The organism is Nonomuraea sp. NPDC003214 (genome assembly GCF_053590035.1).
In genome coordinates, this window is record NZ_JBSFSX010000009.1 from 175,910 (window position 1) to 189,274 (window position 13,365).

Annotated in this window: 14 protein-coding genes; 7 read left to right on the forward strand and 7 right to left on the reverse strand. The window is 73.2% G+C overall.

Going from position 1 to position 13,365, the window contains the following annotated elements; translation table 11 throughout:
• From ACWDXC_RS28730 to ACWDXC_RS28745, 4 genes are all read right to left on the reverse strand, one after another.
• Positions 1 to 837 carry a hypothetical protein gene (locus ACWDXC_RS28730; protein ID WP_449986796.1) on the reverse strand — a complete coding sequence of 279 codons (837 nt, stop codon included), beginning with the start codon at positions 835 to 837 and terminating at the stop codon, positions 1 to 3.
• Between the two features lie 28 nt (positions 838 to 865).
• Positions 866 to 1,912 (reverse strand): CU044_5270 family protein, encoded by a 1,047-nt coding sequence (locus ACWDXC_RS28735; protein ID WP_449986797.1) that lies wholly within the window; start codon positions 1,910 to 1,912, stop codon positions 866 to 868.
• Positions 1,905 to 2,510, reverse strand: a complete 606-nt coding sequence (locus ACWDXC_RS28740; protein ID WP_449986799.1) for an RNA polymerase sigma factor — start codon at positions 2,508 to 2,510, stop codon at positions 1,905 to 1,907. Before ACWDXC_RS28740 ends, ACWDXC_RS28735 begins: the two co-directional genes overlap by 8 nt.
• A gap of 73 nt (positions 2,511 to 2,583) precedes the next feature.
• Positions 2,584 to 4,305, reverse strand: a complete 1,722-nt coding sequence (locus ACWDXC_RS28745; RefSeq protein ID WP_449986801.1) for an HAD-IIB family hydrolase — start codon at positions 4,303 to 4,305, stop codon at positions 2,584 to 2,586.
• Positions 4,306 to 4,585: 280 nt separating this feature from the next.
• Here ACWDXC_RS28745 and ACWDXC_RS28750 point away from each other — a divergent pair, with 280 nt between their 5' ends.
• Positions 4,586 to 5,719 (forward strand): esterase-like activity of phytase family protein, encoded by a 1,134-nt coding sequence (locus ACWDXC_RS28750; protein WP_449986803.1) that lies wholly within the window; start codon positions 4,586 to 4,588, stop codon positions 5,717 to 5,719.
• Between the two features lie 36 nt (positions 5,720 to 5,755).
• Here ACWDXC_RS28750 and ACWDXC_RS28755 read toward each other — a convergent pair whose 3' ends face one another.
• Together ACWDXC_RS28755 and ACWDXC_RS28760 are read right to left on the reverse strand one after the other, a co-directional pair.
• Complete coding sequence (locus tag ACWDXC_RS28755; protein WP_449987326.1) at positions 5,756 to 6,907, reverse strand: MFS transporter; 1,152 nt, start codon at positions 6,905 to 6,907, stop codon at positions 5,756 to 5,758.
• A gap of 52 nt (positions 6,908 to 6,959) precedes the next feature.
• Positions 6,960 to 7,940 (reverse strand): endonuclease/exonuclease/phosphatase family protein, encoded by a 981-nt coding sequence (locus ACWDXC_RS28760; RefSeq protein WP_449986805.1) that lies wholly within the window; start codon positions 7,938 to 7,940, stop codon positions 6,960 to 6,962.
• A gap of 188 nt (positions 7,941 to 8,128) precedes the next feature.
• Between ACWDXC_RS28760 and ACWDXC_RS28765 the strand changes: the two genes are divergently transcribed.
• The 6 genes from ACWDXC_RS28765 (at position 8,129) to ACWDXC_RS28790 (ending at position 13,102) form a co-directional block, all read left to right on the forward strand.
• A complete protein-coding gene (locus tag ACWDXC_RS28765; protein WP_449986807.1) occupies positions 8,129 to 8,782 on the forward strand; it encodes a YdcF family protein in 654 nt (217 codons plus the stop codon).
• A gap of 128 nt (positions 8,783 to 8,910) precedes the next feature.
• Positions 8,911 to 9,462: an RNA polymerase sigma factor gene (locus tag ACWDXC_RS28770; RefSeq protein ID WP_357583179.1), complete on the forward strand. Its 552-nt coding sequence runs from the start codon at positions 8,911 to 8,913 to the stop codon at positions 9,460 to 9,462.
• Positions 9,459 to 10,076 carry a hypothetical protein gene (locus ACWDXC_RS28775; protein WP_449986809.1) on the forward strand — a complete coding sequence of 206 codons (618 nt, stop codon included), beginning with the start codon at positions 9,459 to 9,461 and terminating at the stop codon, positions 10,074 to 10,076. The genes ACWDXC_RS28770 and ACWDXC_RS28775 overlap by 4 nt, the downstream gene beginning before the upstream one ends.
• 420 nt (positions 10,077 to 10,496) lie before the next feature.
• On the forward strand, positions 10,497 to 10,979 hold the full coding sequence (locus ACWDXC_RS28780) for a metallophosphoesterase family protein (protein ID WP_449986811.1): 483 nt from the start codon (positions 10,497 to 10,499) through the stop codon (positions 10,977 to 10,979).
• A gap of 68 nt (positions 10,980 to 11,047) precedes the next feature.
• Complete coding sequence (locus ACWDXC_RS28785; RefSeq protein WP_219501592.1) at positions 11,048 to 11,581, forward strand: hypothetical protein; 534 nt, start codon at positions 11,048 to 11,050, stop codon at positions 11,579 to 11,581.
• Positions 11,582 to 11,707: 126 nt separating this feature from the next.
• Complete coding sequence (locus tag ACWDXC_RS28790; protein ID WP_449986813.1) at positions 11,708 to 13,102, forward strand: alpha/beta fold hydrolase; 1,395 nt, start codon at positions 11,708 to 11,710, stop codon at positions 13,100 to 13,102.
• A gap of 10 nt (positions 13,103 to 13,112) precedes the next feature.
• Here ACWDXC_RS28790 and ACWDXC_RS28795 read toward each other — a convergent pair whose 3' ends face one another.
• Positions 13,113 to 13,340, reverse strand: a complete 228-nt coding sequence (locus tag ACWDXC_RS28795) for a hypothetical protein (RefSeq protein WP_449986815.1) — start codon at positions 13,338 to 13,340, stop codon at positions 13,113 to 13,115.
• Between the last annotated feature and the right edge of the window lie 25 nt (positions 13,341 to 13,365).

Below are 13,365 nucleotides of genomic sequence, written 5' to 3' on the forward strand. Positions count from 1 at the left end.
TCAGCCCTTCGGCGCGGTGGGCGCCTGGTCGGTCCAGCCGGACTCGATGACCTTCGTCCAGGTCTTGTTCGGGAACGGCTTGCCGCCCATCCAGGTGTCCAGCTTCTCGGCGACCAGCAGCATGGCCGAGGTGTCGACGGTCACGCTGCGCCGCATCCGCCAGTCGCCCTTGCCGTCGGTCACGGTGAGCTTCTTGCGGTTCGCGCCGTCGCCGGTCACCTTGGTGCCCGGCTCCGCCGACAGCAGCGCGAACGCGGCAGCGCGCACCTTCTGCGGCACGGGCAGCTCGTGCAGAAGCTCCTCGTACGTGTGCCCGAGCTTGATGTGCTCGCGGCGCGGCGGCTCGGGGGCGGCCAGGCGGATCTCGACGAGCCGCTCCTTGAGCGCGGCCGGCTCCGACGGCAGCGCCTGAAGCTCCTCGTAGGACATCTTCCGCCCGGCCAGGATGAACCCGCTCGGCCTGATCTTGGTCAGCCTCGCCTTGCCCGGCTCCGTGGACAGCTTCACCAGCATGCCCTCGGTCCGGTAGCGCCACGAGGCGGGCGAGCCGTCACGCTTCCAGGCGGCCCGGTCCGCCGCGCTCTTCGGCTTGACGCCCAGCTCGCGGAAGCCCAGCCACCGGTCGCCGGTCGAGGCCGACGTCGACTCGCTGATCCGCCGCTGCACCACCCAGTACGTGTTCGGCGCGGCGCCGACCTTGCGCGGGTGGGTCATGGTGAACGTCGTCCGGGTCTGCCAGTACTTGCCGCCGGCCCCGGGGTCGGCCTCGGCGGCCTGCGCCGGGGTGGCGGTCGCCGCCAGGGCCAGGACCGCGACCATCATGATCGTCTTACGCATCGTGTGCAGTCACCTTCCGGTTCGGGGGTCAGGATGCGGGTTCGGGGTTGGGCAGGTCGGGCCGCCGGTCGGCCCAGACGCTCTCCGCGACGGCCGTGAACTGCTTCAGCTCGCCCGAGGGCGCCAGCGTCTCCAGCGCGAGCGGCGCCCCGGTCGCGTCGTCGACGATGAGCCGTCTGGCGGAGCCGTCGGCCGGGTCGCGGTAGGCGATCGCCTCCCCGGTCCTGCCGAGCGCGTCGGTCACCCGGCCCTGCGCGGTGACGCCGGGCAGCGAGGCCATGAGCCGGTACGCGGCGGCCCTGGTCTCGGCGGGCACCGGCATCTCCAGGACGAACGAGCCCAGATTGGTCATCAACTCCCTGTCGCCGGGGCCGAGCAGGGCACGCAGGCCCTCCGGCGTGGCGGGCAGCTCGGCCATCCTGGTCAGCGGCCTGCCGGCGGCCAGCAGCCGCCAGTCGACGTCCTCCTGCTCGAACGACCTGGCCTCGCCGGGCGCCGCCTCCACCTCGTAGGAGTCGCCGCCGAGACCGCCGCCGTTGCCGTACGGGTAGGACCAGTGGGTGGGGGAGCCGTCGGCCCGCCAGGCGGCCTCGTCCTCCGGCGTGGCCGGCTTGACGCCCAGGTAGCGCAGGACGAGCCAGTGCGGGTCGGTCATCTTGCCCGTGGGCAGCCAGGTCTCCTCGGCGGCCGTCTGCTCCAGGGTGTAGCGGTCGCCGGGGTCGCGGAACCGTACGCCCCTGATCAGCTTGTTGCCCCACCAGGCGCCCTCGGCGGGCTGCCGGGCGGCGGACGTGGCGGCGGCGAGTAGGACCGTGCGGGCGTCGGGCGGCGGGGCCTCGACCGGCGGCGCCGACGAGAGGACGACGGCCACCGCCGCCCCCGCCGACGCCAGCCCCAGCCCGAACGTCGCCCACCGTGCCGCCCGCACCCGCTTGTGCGCGGGCCCGTCGTGCGCGCCCCTCGGGGGGCGGTCGCGGGCGATCTCCGCCAGGAGCCGGTCGCGCCCGCGCGCCACCGTCTCCCGGGACGGGCCGGGCGGGACCAGCAGCTCCCGCACCGCGGACAGGTCATCCATCTATGTCTCCGATCACCGGGTTGACCTCGCCGAGCGCGGTCCGCACCTTCTTGCGGGCGCGGTGCAGCCGGGAGCCGACCGTTCCGTAGGGGATGCCGAGCGAGGCCGCGACCTCCTCGTAGCTGAGCCCGGCCACGGCGACGAGCAGCAGCACGTCGCGGTCGCCGGAGGGCAGCGCGGCCAGCGCCGCCGCGAGCGGCCCCCGCGCGCCCGCGGCGTCCAGCCGTGTGGGCACCCGCTCCTCGGGGCCCGCCTCGCTCCGCTCGGCCGCCGGGGCCCGGCGGAAGGCCGCGAACATCCGCGACAGCCCCCTGCGGTGCTGGGCGGCCACGTTGGTGGCGATGCCGTACAGCCAGGGCCGGACGCCGCCGCGTGCCGGGTCGTACGTGTGCCGCTTGCGGAAGGCCGCCAGGAACGTCTCCGCGGTCAGGTCGTCGGCAGCCTCCGGGCCGAGGCGGGCCGCCAGGTAGCGGTAGATCTCCTCGACGTACCGGTCGTAGAGGACCGCGAAGCGTTCCGGCTCCCGGACGGACTCCTTGATCACGGCCGCGTCGTCGGCCGCGACCGGAGGGTCGCTCACCTCGGGGGGCGCGGTCATTCGGGGTGTCCCTTCTGTTGCTTACACCCCTACTCCACCGATCGTCCCATTCCCCTTCACGGTCCCAGCGTGATCAGTCGTCGTGGTCCGGGTCGTAGCGGGTGGGCTCGGCCGGCAGCGTATAGCGCCGGTCGATGAGGCCGACCACCTGGCTCAGGCTGTCGTCGGGCTCCTCCCGCTCCACCGCCTCGACCTCGCCGGCCAGCTCGTCGTCGCCGAGCCGGTCGCGGATCCAGGCCGAGTAGTCGCCCCGCTTCAGGTGGTACGTCCACGTCTCCTGGTCCACGCCCTCGGCCAGCTCCACGAACGTGTGCAGGTTGCGCGCCCGCAGGTGCAGCCGCTCGTCGGGGCCGGTGAAGTAGAAGCTCTTGTCCTTGGACATGGTGCCGGCGGCGTACTTGCGGCGGTGGCGGGTGCGCTCGGCGCGGGCCGGCGAGGGCTGGATCCGCGTGGCGGCGTCCAGCGCGGTGTACCACAGCACGACGCTGCCGTCACCGCCCTCGCCCTCGACGGCCGGCAGGGGCCGGCCGAGCGCGTCGGCGAACGCGCCCAGCGTGTCGGCTGGCTCCGGCCCGACCGCGATCACGCCGTTCAGCAGGTCGAGCGCGGCCGGGCTGAGCGCCTCGGGATGCACGGTGATCAGCATGATCGAGCCCAGGTCGCCGGGGTCCTTGAGCGGCACCTCCTGCAGCTCGGCCGGCATCAGGTGGTGCGCCTCGTCCACGACCACCCAGTGCGGGTGCCCCAGCTTTGCCCGCATGGCGACCAGGCGCGGCACCAGCTCGGCGAAGAACGCGGGCCGGTCGCGCAGCGGCATCCCGATCATGTTCACCACGGCGCTGTGCTGGGGCGACTCCAGCAGCCGCAGCACCTCCTCCACCGCGGGCGGCCGGTCCGGCTCGCCCAGCACGGCCACGCCCGGGAACTCGGCGTAGTCACCCTCCGGGTCGACCACCACGCACTGGTGCTCGCTCTCCACCAGCCGCTCCAGCAGCGCCGTGGTGACCGTGGACTTGCCGCTGCCCGACGGCCCCGCCACGGCCAGCCCCGTCCCGTACGGCTTGAGCCGCGCCTCGCCGCCGTCACTATGGCCCAGCAGCACGTCGTGACGCGGGATCTCGATCTGGTCCAGCTCGCCCGTGAGCAGCAGCTCGGCGAGCTCGACGACGCCGTGGCCCGCCTGCCGGCCCAGCGGCAGGTCGCACTGGCGCAGCAGCGCCGGCACCGCGTTGGCCACCGCCGCGCCGCACTCGGCCGCGGTCAGGAACGCGTGGTCGTTCTCAGCGTCGCCGACGGCCACCACGTTGTGCCGCGACAGGCGCAGCCGGTCGAGCGCGGCGGCCAGGCCGGTGGCCTTGTTCACGCCGGGCGGCAGCACCATGACCGCGCCCTTGTTCCTGATCACCTGCAGCTCCAGGCCCAGGTCCCGGATGACCTCGTGCACCTGCGCGTCGTACGGCTCGCGCGTGGCCACCACCACCGAGCCGACGCCCAGCGGCGTGACGCCCGCCGCGCGCAGCCGGTCGGCCAGCTCCGCCGGCGGCGCCTCGGCCAGCGCCTCGGCGCTGCGCCTGCCGGGGTCGTAGAGCAGCCCGCCGTTCTCGGCCACCACCAGGTCGAACAGGTCGGCGTGCGGGAACACGGACAGCAGGTCGTCGAGCTCCCGCCCGGTCACCAGCAGCAGTTTCCTGCCCGAGCGGGAGACGCGCTCCAGGACCCGGACGGTGTGCTCATGGACCCGTCCGTGCCTGGCCAGCGTGTCGTCGTAGTCGCAGGCGAGCACGTGATACCTCATGTCGCGCACGTACCCCCGAGACCCCGGCGAAATCTGGATCACCCCGTACGGACGAGCGGAAACGGTCGCGCGACCCGCTCCGGGCGAAGCGGGAAAGCCGCGGGTCTGCGGCGGTTCTCTGACGTATCCCGCGTGACGCTGACACTTCGCCCCGCGTTTTCAGGGGAAACGCGGCCTTCGCCGGTGCGCGAACTTTCGCCTGCCCCGCTACCTGGAAATCCGCCCTCACCCGCGATCTCATGTCCCCCGGTTCGCAGGCCCTACACGGACAGGGGAACACATGCTGTATCCACGGCGGATAGCGCAAGTCACGGTCGCCTTCGCGCTGGCCATCGGATTCGCGCAGCCGGTGATGGCGGCCGAGCGGGTGCGCGTCACCCGCTTCCTCGGCGAGCAGCGGCTGCCGCACAAGATGGAGTTCGCGGGCACGGTCGTCGGCGGCTTCTCCGGGCTGGACCGTGACCCGCGCACCGGCACCTGGTACTTCATCTCCGACGACCGGTGGCGCTACAACCCGGCCCGCTTCTACACCGGCAGGCTGGACTTCGACCGGCGCACCGGCAGGTTCACCGGAGCCCACCTTTCCGGCGTCAAGACGCTCATCGGCCCCGACGGCCAGCCCTACCCCGGCTACGGCAAGCCGCGCTCGGCCGACCCCGAGACGATCCGCTTCGACCGGCGCACCCGCCACCTGGTCTGGGGACACGAAGGCGACCGGCCCGACACGCGCAACCCGGACATCCCGGTCTCCCAGCTCTTCGTGCGCCGGATGGACCGCCAGGGCCGCCACCTCGGCTCCCTGCCGATCCCGCGCAACCTCCGGCTGACCACCACCGACAGCGGCCCCCGGCGCAACTTCGGCTTCGAGGGCCTGGCGCTCGGCCCGCGCACGATCGCCGCCGTGGCCGAAGGACCGCGTTACGAGGACGGGCAGCCGCCCACCGTCGAGCGCGGCGCCCCGGCCAGGATCACCGTCTGGAACCGCGACGGCCGCCTGCTCGGCCAGTACGCCTACCCGATCGACCCGCTCCCGGCCGCGCCCGTGCCGCCGACCGGCGCGACCGACAGCGGCGTCTCCGAGCTCCTCGCCATCGACGACCACCGCTACCTGGCGTTGGAACGCTCCTGGATCGAGGGCGTGGACTACCGGGTCAAGCTGTACGAGATCGACCTGCGCGGCGCGACCGACGTGCTGCCCCGGCGGAGCCTCGCGGACGGCCGGTCGTACCGCCCGGTCCGCAAGCGGCTGGTCTACGACTTCAGCGACCTGCGCGGGCCGGTGCAGAACCTGGAGGGCCTGGCCTGGGGTCCCCGGCTGCGCACCGGCGAGTGCACGCTCGTCGCCGGCTCCGACGACAACTTCGACGAGCGCGAGGTGACGCAGTTCCTCGCCTTCGCCGTCCGCGGCTGCTGACGCCGCCCGCCTGACCGCCCGCGCCCCTGCCCTCCATCAGGGGCGCGGGCTCTTGCGTCCCCACACCAGCGCGACGACCACGTACGGCACCGCGAACAGGGCGAACGTCAGGCCGTGGCCCGCCATCGTCGACGCGGCGCCGTACGACGCGTAGACGAGCAGCGTGACCGCCTCCTTGCCGAGCCCCGCGACGGACGTCACGGTGGCGCGGCTCGGCCCGTCGATGCTCTCCTGGAGCCGCGCGTCGGCCACCACGTCGGCGAGCTGGAACGCCCCGAAGGCCAGCGCGATCAGCGCGAACCCGGCGAGCTCCCCGCTCAGCGCGCCGCCCGCCAGCGCCAGCGCCGCAGCCAGCAGCATCACCGCGAACGGCCGCTCCGCCACCCGCTCGGCCCGGCCCGCCAGCAGCCCGCCGGCCGTGGCCGCGGCCCACACCAGCAGGACGAGCGCCGGCACCCAGGCGACCGGTGTCCCGAGCTCCTTGCCGAGATACGGGACGTACTCCTCCAGCGCGCCCCAGATCGCCCCCGCCACGGCCGACAGGACCAGCCACCTCGACACGTGACGGTTGCCGCGCGCCTCCGACAGCCCGCTCTTCAGCACCGCCCAGTAGCCGGGCTCGTCGTCGTCATCGGCGGCCGCGGCCGTGCGATGCTCCGGGAACGCCAGGGCGGCGAGCGAGCACAGCAGGCAGGCCACGACGCTGGCCGCGCCCACCACCGGATAACCGCCCACGGCGAACACCGGGATCGCCAGCCCGATCGCCGAAGCCGTCGCCGCCAGGCCCACGGAGGAAGCCCGGCCCATCAGCCCGGCATAGCGCTCGGCCTCGCCGGCGTGCTCCAGCTCCTCGTACACCAGGGCTTCCAGCGAGCCGGACGTGAGCGCGCCACGCACGCCCCACAGTACGAACCCGGCGGCGAACACCCAGTAGGACGGGAAGATCACCCACAGCGCGAAGCCCGCGGCGGCCAGCAGCGGCCCCACGCACAGCAGCAACCGTCTGGAGAGCACGTCGGCCAGCGCGCCGGAGGGCACCTCCAGCAGCAGCCCGGTGACCGACCAGATCACGAACAGCGAGGTGGTCTCGGCCACGGACAACCCGGTCTCGCTGAACAGCAGCGCATAGACCGGATAGAGCAGGACGAACTCATCCAGGAACGAGTAAAGATAAAGCGTGCCCGCCAGCCGGGACGGGCTTCCGTCAACGAATCAATGTCGCCACTTCATGCGGGCGAGTCTAGCCGGGCAGCCTAAGCTCCGCGTAAACCCCCCGGTGGTCCGTACGCGGCACGTCCACCACCTCGACCTCGCGCACCCCGGCCCGCTCGTCGACCAGCACGTGATCGATCGTGATGAACGGCGGCACGGCCCGGTTCGGCCACGTCGGCGTCAGCCCCATGCCCACCTGCCGGGCGGCGTCCACGTAGCCCCGGTCGAGCAGCTCGCGGAAGGCGCGATGGTCCAGGCTCGCGTTGAAGTCGCCCGCCAGCACCCGCACCGCGTTCGGCGACGGCCCGGGCAGGGCGGCCAGCGACGCGTACCAGCCCGCCGTCTTCCGGCCCAGCGGCGGGTTCGGATGGACGGCCACCACCTCCACCCTGCCGCCCGAGGGCAGCGTCAGCGCGGCGGCCGGCATGTTGTGCCCGATCGGCGTGAACAGATCGGGCAACGCCGTCAGCGGATGCCGCGCGTACAGCCCGCTGCCCGTGGCGCCGTGGTCGGCCTCCAGCACCCGGTGCGGCATCAGCTCCGCCAGGCCCGCCGCGTCCAGCGCCGCCACCGCGCGCGGCGTGAGCTCCAGCGCGCTGAACACGTCCGGCCGCAGCCGCCGCACCAGCTCCACCACCGCCTGCGGGTCCGCCCGCCCGAACAGGTTGATCGTCAGCACCCTGAACGGCACGCCGCCCACCGGACGCTCGCCCACGGCGAACGCCCTCGGCGCCACCACGGCCGCCATCAGCACGCACGCCACCAGAGCCACCAGCGCCGCCGGCCGGTTGCGCCGCACCACCAGCAGCGCCACCAGCAGCGACAGCACCGCGCCGAGCGGGGTCACGGTCACGAGCTGCGTCAGGAACGAGCCCGCCTCCAGCCCGCCCACGCGCACCACCGCCCACCCGGCCAGGCACGCCACGACCGTCCACGACAGCCAGCGCCTGCGCCGACGGCGGCGCGGCGGCGCCCCGCCGGCCTCCTTGTCCTCGACCGAGATGCCCACGTGCTTCCGCCGCTCCGAATCGCGCTGAACGTTCTGAGGCGGAGCCTACGCATCCTGAACGGCCGCTCAAGATGGGACCCGGTTGCCGTGGAAGCGGCCGCTCACGGGTGTCCGCAGATCGCCAATGCCATCATGGACACGGCCACGAGCCCTGGGAAGGAACCTGACCACGAGGACCGGGAGCAGCCTTGGCGGGCATCACCGACGAGCAGTGGAGGCAGGCCGGCTCGCTCTGGGACTACCTCCAGATGCACCACCCGCTGCGCCACTGCGACGCCGCGATCGGCCTGGGCAGCCACGACCTGGGCGTCGCGTCCACCGCGGCGGCGCTCCACCACGCAGGCTGGTTCCCGCGCCTGGTCTTCTCGGGCGCCACCACGCCGACCACCGCCGCCCGCTTCCCCCGCGGCGAGGCCGTCCACTACCGGGAGCACGCGATCGGGCTCGGCGTGCCCGACGAGGCCATCCTCCTCGAACCGCGAGCCACCAACACCAGCGAGAACATCGTCCTGTCCCGCCAGGTCCTGCACGAGGCCGGCATCCGCCCCCGCTCGGTGATGCTCATCTCCAAGCCGTACATGGAACGCCGGGCCTACGCCACGACCCGCAAAGTGTGGCCCGAGGTCGAGGTGGTGTGCGCCTCGGGCGCCCAGCGCCTCGACGCGTACGTCCGGGCGATCGGCGACGGCGAACTGGTCATCGACATGCTGGTGGGCGACCTCCAGCGGGTCATCGAGTACCCGGCCCGCGGCTACAGCGTCGAGCAGGAGGTCCCGCCTGCCGTACGCGACGCCTACGAGTCGCTGCTGCGCGCCGGGTTCGACAGCAGGGTCATCCCATGAGGCCCCGGACCCCCACCCGGCCGCTCGGGAGGTGACGAGAGAAGCGCCGCCTTCGTCGCCCTTCGCGGTGTAACCCTTCGCGCGGTTCTGCCCAAAAGGGGATGTCAGATGACGAAGGGAGCATGCCGGTGCATCGCAAACGGGCGGAGATCGCTACAGATCAGGTGGCGTTCGAAGCCTTCTACCGGCGGCACGTCGACGCGATCACCCTTTTCCTCGCTCGGCGGGTCGACGATCCGCACACGGTCGCCGATCTCGTGGCCGAGGTGTTCCTGGCGGTGCTCGACTCCGCCCGCACCTACCAGCCCGGGCTCGGGCCCGAACTGGCATGGCTGTACGGCGTGGCGCGCAACACGCTGTCGAGCGAGCGGCGCCGGGCGTTCAAGGAGTCGCGGCTGACGAACCGCGTGGGCGGACGCCGGGTCCTGGACACCGACGACCTCGCCAGGCTCGAAGAACGCATCGACGCCGAGAGATCGGCCAGGGAGGTCTTCAAGGCCATGGCCGACCTGTCCGAACGCGAACGCGCCGTGCTGGAACTGGTGGTCGTCGACCAGCTCACGGTCACCGAAGCGGCGATCGCCCTCGGCATCAGGCCGGGGACCGCCAAGGTGCGGTTGCACCGCGCCCGCCGCAAGCTGCAGGCACTGCCCTTGGTCATGGAGGGAGCACCAGGATGAGATTCGAGGAGCAGATACTGATGGAGCTCAAAGCCGAGATGACCGCCCGTGCCGAACGGCGTCACCGCACCCGTCGCCGCCTGTTCACGGGGGCGGCGGTGGCCGGCCTGGCCGCGGTCACGGCGATCGCGGTGCCGCTGCTGACCGGGTCGGAGCAGCCCGCGTACGCCGTGGCCGAGAACGCCGACGGCACGATCAACGTCCAGCTCAACGAGTTCAGGGACGCCGACAAGCTGGAACGGGACCTGGAAAGGATGAAGGTCCCCGCCGACATCACGTACCTCAAGCCCGGCAAGTCCTGCGAGGGGAACCGAGGCAAGATCGTCGGAGGCGCGTCCCCGGAGGAGTGGGAGGGCTCCGCATCGGACAAGGCCGTACGCCTGCGGCCCGGTAAGGGGCTCACCATCGACCCCCGGCACGTCGGCGCCGGGCAGACCCTGGTGATGGCGTTCACCGAGAGGACCGGCGCGGCCGCCGAGGCGGCGAAGCCGGCGGTCCAGTGGCAGCTCGCTGCCTACGTGGTCGAAGGCCCGGTCAAGCCCTGCGTGGTCGTCGACGACCCGCTCTGGGACGATGCCGACCGCCCCGGCCGGCCTTCCCCCGCGAGTAGCTGACCCACCGAAACCGCACCGCCCGACCAGGGCCGTGACCGCCAGGGGCAGCCCGCGTACCCAGGCGAGCGGGTTCCGCGACCTGGTCCCCGAGCCGAGTGCCCGGCCCGGCGGCTGACTCCGGGAACCTGGCGAACGGGTGCGGCCGGGTGTCCGGTCCCCTCTGGACCGAACGCCCGGCCCCGCCTGCTGGCCTCCGGGATTCCGCGTGGACGGGTGGGGCCGGGGGGCCGGTCCGCCTTTAGGTGAGGGCCCGTCTCGGTCCGGCGTGGACCGAGCGCCCTGGCCCACGCCGGGGGTGCAGCGGGCCGGGAGGCCCCTTGCCGGGGGTGTGGGGGGCTGGGCCCCCACTGGAGGGAGCCCGAGCGGGGGAGCGCGGAGCGCCGCGGGCGAGGACCTTGCCGTTGGGGGTAAGGGCAGGGGATGAGGGTGGTGGTGCTGGCCGACACGCACGGTCCGCGGCGTTGGCGGTCGTGTCCGCCGCGCGTGGCCCAGCAGTTGCGCGGCGCGGAGGTGATCCTGCACGCCGGGGACGTGTGCGTGCGGCCGGTGCTGGACGAGCTGGCCGAGTACGCGCCCGTGCACGTGGTCAAGGGAAACAACGACGGCCCGGACGTGGTGGCGCCGGAGACGCTGGAGCTGGAGCTGGCCGGGTTGCGGGTGGGGATGATCCACGACAGCGGCCCGGCGAAGGGCAGGCTGGGGCGGATGCGGCGGCGGTTCCCGGCGGCGGATCTGGTGGTGTTCGGGCATTCGCACATTCCGTTGGACGAGTCGGCCGGCGGGTTCCGGATCTTCAATCCCGGGTCGCCGACGGATCGGCGGCGGCAGCCGTACGGGACGGTGGGGGTGCTGGAGGTGGACGGCGGGGAGCTGGTGGAGGCGAAGATCGTCGCGGTGTCGTGACCGGGTTTGCCGGAGAACGTTGTGCGGTATGTCGGTTACACACAGTGATGTATCGGACGGGGCTGACGATGGACGACCATCCGTGGCAGACGCGGACCCAGTGCCTGATCGAGGCCGGCCCGGCCGACACCGTGGACGTGCGCGTACGGTTCCTGCAGGTGGTGACCCGTGAGGTGGCTCGTGCTCGGGGTGACGAGCTGGAGCCGGCGCCGGAGTTGACCGTCGACGGTGTCCGCTATCTGGCGGGGCAGGAGTCGCGGGAGCGTGAGGTGGCCGTGTCCGGGGTGACGCTGGGTGAGCTGGCGGCGGCGCCGAGCGTGATGGAGGTGGACGTTCCCGCCGATCAGGAGGCCGTGTGGCTGATCGACGTGAGCGGCAGGGCGGGCGCGGTGTTGCGCGGCTGGGAGGCGTTGCACGGCCGGGCGGAGGTGCGGGCGGAGCCGTTGCGGGCGGGGGTGTTCCAGCTTTCGGTGCTGGTGGGGTGCACGACGGAGTGTGGCAAGCACGCGTTCGTGTCGGTGCTGGCGGGCCGGGAGGGTGAGCGTCATTCGGTGCTGTCGGCGCCGGTGGTGCTGGCGGAACGGGCGCCGGTCGCCCGGTAGCCCCAGGGCGGGGCCGGTAGTCCGGGGGCGCCGCCTCGCGGGTGCTGCCGGTAGTCCTGGCACCACCTCAGGGTGTGGTGTCTGGGCGGTGGAGGTGGGCGCGGCGGTTTGGCGAGGGTGTGAGGCATGTTTCTCGCCTCGATTCTGCTGCTCGGTTCGCTGGTGGCCGTCCCGGCTGCTCCTGGTTGGGCGCCGTGCCCGGGGGAGGAGGTTCCCGCCGGGATGGTGTGCGCGTCGGTACGCGTGCCGGTCGACTGGGCCCGCCCGGAGGGCCGGAAGATCACTTTGCGGATCGCCAAGCTGCCCGCGACCGGCACCAGGAGGGGGACGGTGTTCGCGATTCCCGGCGGCCCGGGCGGTTCGGGGGTCGACGACCTCACCTACCGTGTGAACAGCTTCGACAACCTGCGCAGGCGTTTCGACGTGGTGAGCCTCACGCCGCGGACGCACGCGAGCGCGGGCGGCCTGCCGGTGGAGTGTTTCACCACGGGCCCGTGGCTGACGCGCCCCGACGGCAAGGCGGCGTACACGCGGCTGGCCACGGCCAACCGGGCTGCCGCGGAGCGTTGCCGCCGTCATGATCCGGAGCTGTTCGACCACCTGGATTCGGCCTCCTTCGCCCGGGACGTCGACGCCGTGCGCGCGGCGCTGGGCGAGCGGCGGCTGAGCTTCATCGCCACCTCCTACGGCGGCGTGCCAGCGGTCGCGTACGCGCGGCTGTTCCCGGAGCGGGTGCGGGCCATGTTCCTGGACGGCGCGGTCAACCAGTTGCGCGACACCCGTGCGGAGGCCCGCGACAGGGCGGTCACGTACGAGAGGCAGTTCACCCGCTTCGCCGCCTGGTGCGCCGCGGACGCCTCCTGCGCGCTGCACGGGCCGGACCCGGCGGCGCGCTGGCGGAAGCTGATCGCCCGCGCGGACCGCGACCCCGTGCCGACCGGCCACCAGGGCGTCGACTACAGCGGGTTCGACATGCAGATCGCGGCGATGCCGCAGCTCGTCCACCCGGGTCCGGGCAACGCCCGGTGGGCCCAGCTCGCCGACGCGGCGGCCAGGGCGGAGGCGGGGGACGCGGGCGGGTTCGCCGAGTACGTGAAGGCGTCGGGCAGCCTGAAGCCGCCTTCCTACACGGGCATGAACGCCACCCACTGCGCCGACGGCCTGCGGCACGCGGGCTACGCCGACTATCGTGCGGCGCTGGCGATCGGCCGGCGGCTCTCGCCGAACCTGCCGGACATGGGCGTGTGGCACCGCCTGGGCTGCGCGGGCTGGCCGGCCCCGGTCGCGAACCCGCCGGCGCCGCTGCCGGCGAAGGGGCTGCCGCCGTTCCTGGGCGCGGGCACCTGGACGGACCACGCCGACACGGCCGACCTGACGCGGCGGGTGCCGGGCTCCTCGACGGTCCGGTACGACGGTCCCGGCCACGGCCTCTACCTGACCGGCAACGCGTGCGTGATCGCGTACGCGGACCGCTACCTGACGGACCTGACCCTGCCGCCGCCCGGCGCGGTGTGCCGCTGACCGGTGAGGGTCAGGCGGGGGCCCGCTCGGCCGCGATGACGAGCACGACCCCGATCGCGGCCAGGGCGAGGTTGGCGAAGAGCTCGTACCCGGTCAGGAAGTCGACCCGGGGGATGATCACCCGGTTGAAGAAGTTCAGGAAGACGCCGAAGAACGGCTGCACGGCGAGGTGGTCGATGGCCCCGCTGGCGCCCTGGAGCGCGAGGACGAGCCCCGCGACCTGGATGGTTTTCCGCATGCCGGCAACGCTAGGCACGCGGGCC

Excerpts from the sequence above, each read along its gene's own strand:
- ACWDXC_RS28790 (WP_449986813.1), top strand. The coding sequence starts at position 11,708 with ATGTTTCTCGCCTCGATTCTGCTGCTCGGTTCGCTGGTGGCCGTCCCG.
- ACWDXC_RS28780 (WP_449986811.1), top strand. The coding sequence starts at position 10,497 with ATGAGGGTGGTGGTGCTGGCCGACACGCACGGTCCGCGGCGTTGGCGG.
- ACWDXC_RS28785 (WP_219501592.1), top strand. The coding sequence starts at position 11,048 with ATGGACGACCATCCGTGGCAGACGCGGACCCAGTGCCTGATCGAGGCC.
- ACWDXC_RS28740 (WP_449986799.1), bottom strand. The coding sequence starts at position 2,510 with ATGACCGCGCCCCCCGAGGTGAGCGACCCTCCGGTCGCGGCCGACGAC.
- ACWDXC_RS28735 (WP_449986797.1), bottom strand. The coding sequence starts at position 1,912 with ATGGATGACCTGTCCGCGGTGCGGGAGCTGCTGGTCCCGCCCGGCCCG.
- ACWDXC_RS28795 (WP_449986815.1), bottom strand. The coding sequence starts at position 13,340 with ATGCGGAAAACCATCCAGGTCGCGGGGCTCGTCCTCGCGCTCCAGGGC.
- ACWDXC_RS28775 (WP_449986809.1), top strand. The coding sequence starts at position 9,459 with ATGAGATTCGAGGAGCAGATACTGATGGAGCTCAAAGCCGAGATGACC.
- ACWDXC_RS28745 (WP_449986801.1), bottom strand. The coding sequence starts at position 4,305 with ATGAGGTATCACGTGCTCGCCTGCGACTACGACGACACGCTGGCCAGG.
- ACWDXC_RS28750 (WP_449986803.1), top strand. The coding sequence starts at position 4,586 with ATGCTGTATCCACGGCGGATAGCGCAAGTCACGGTCGCCTTCGCGCTG.
- ACWDXC_RS28730 (WP_449986796.1), bottom strand. The coding sequence starts at position 837 with ATGCGTAAGACGATCATGATGGTCGCGGTCCTGGCCCTGGCGGCGACC.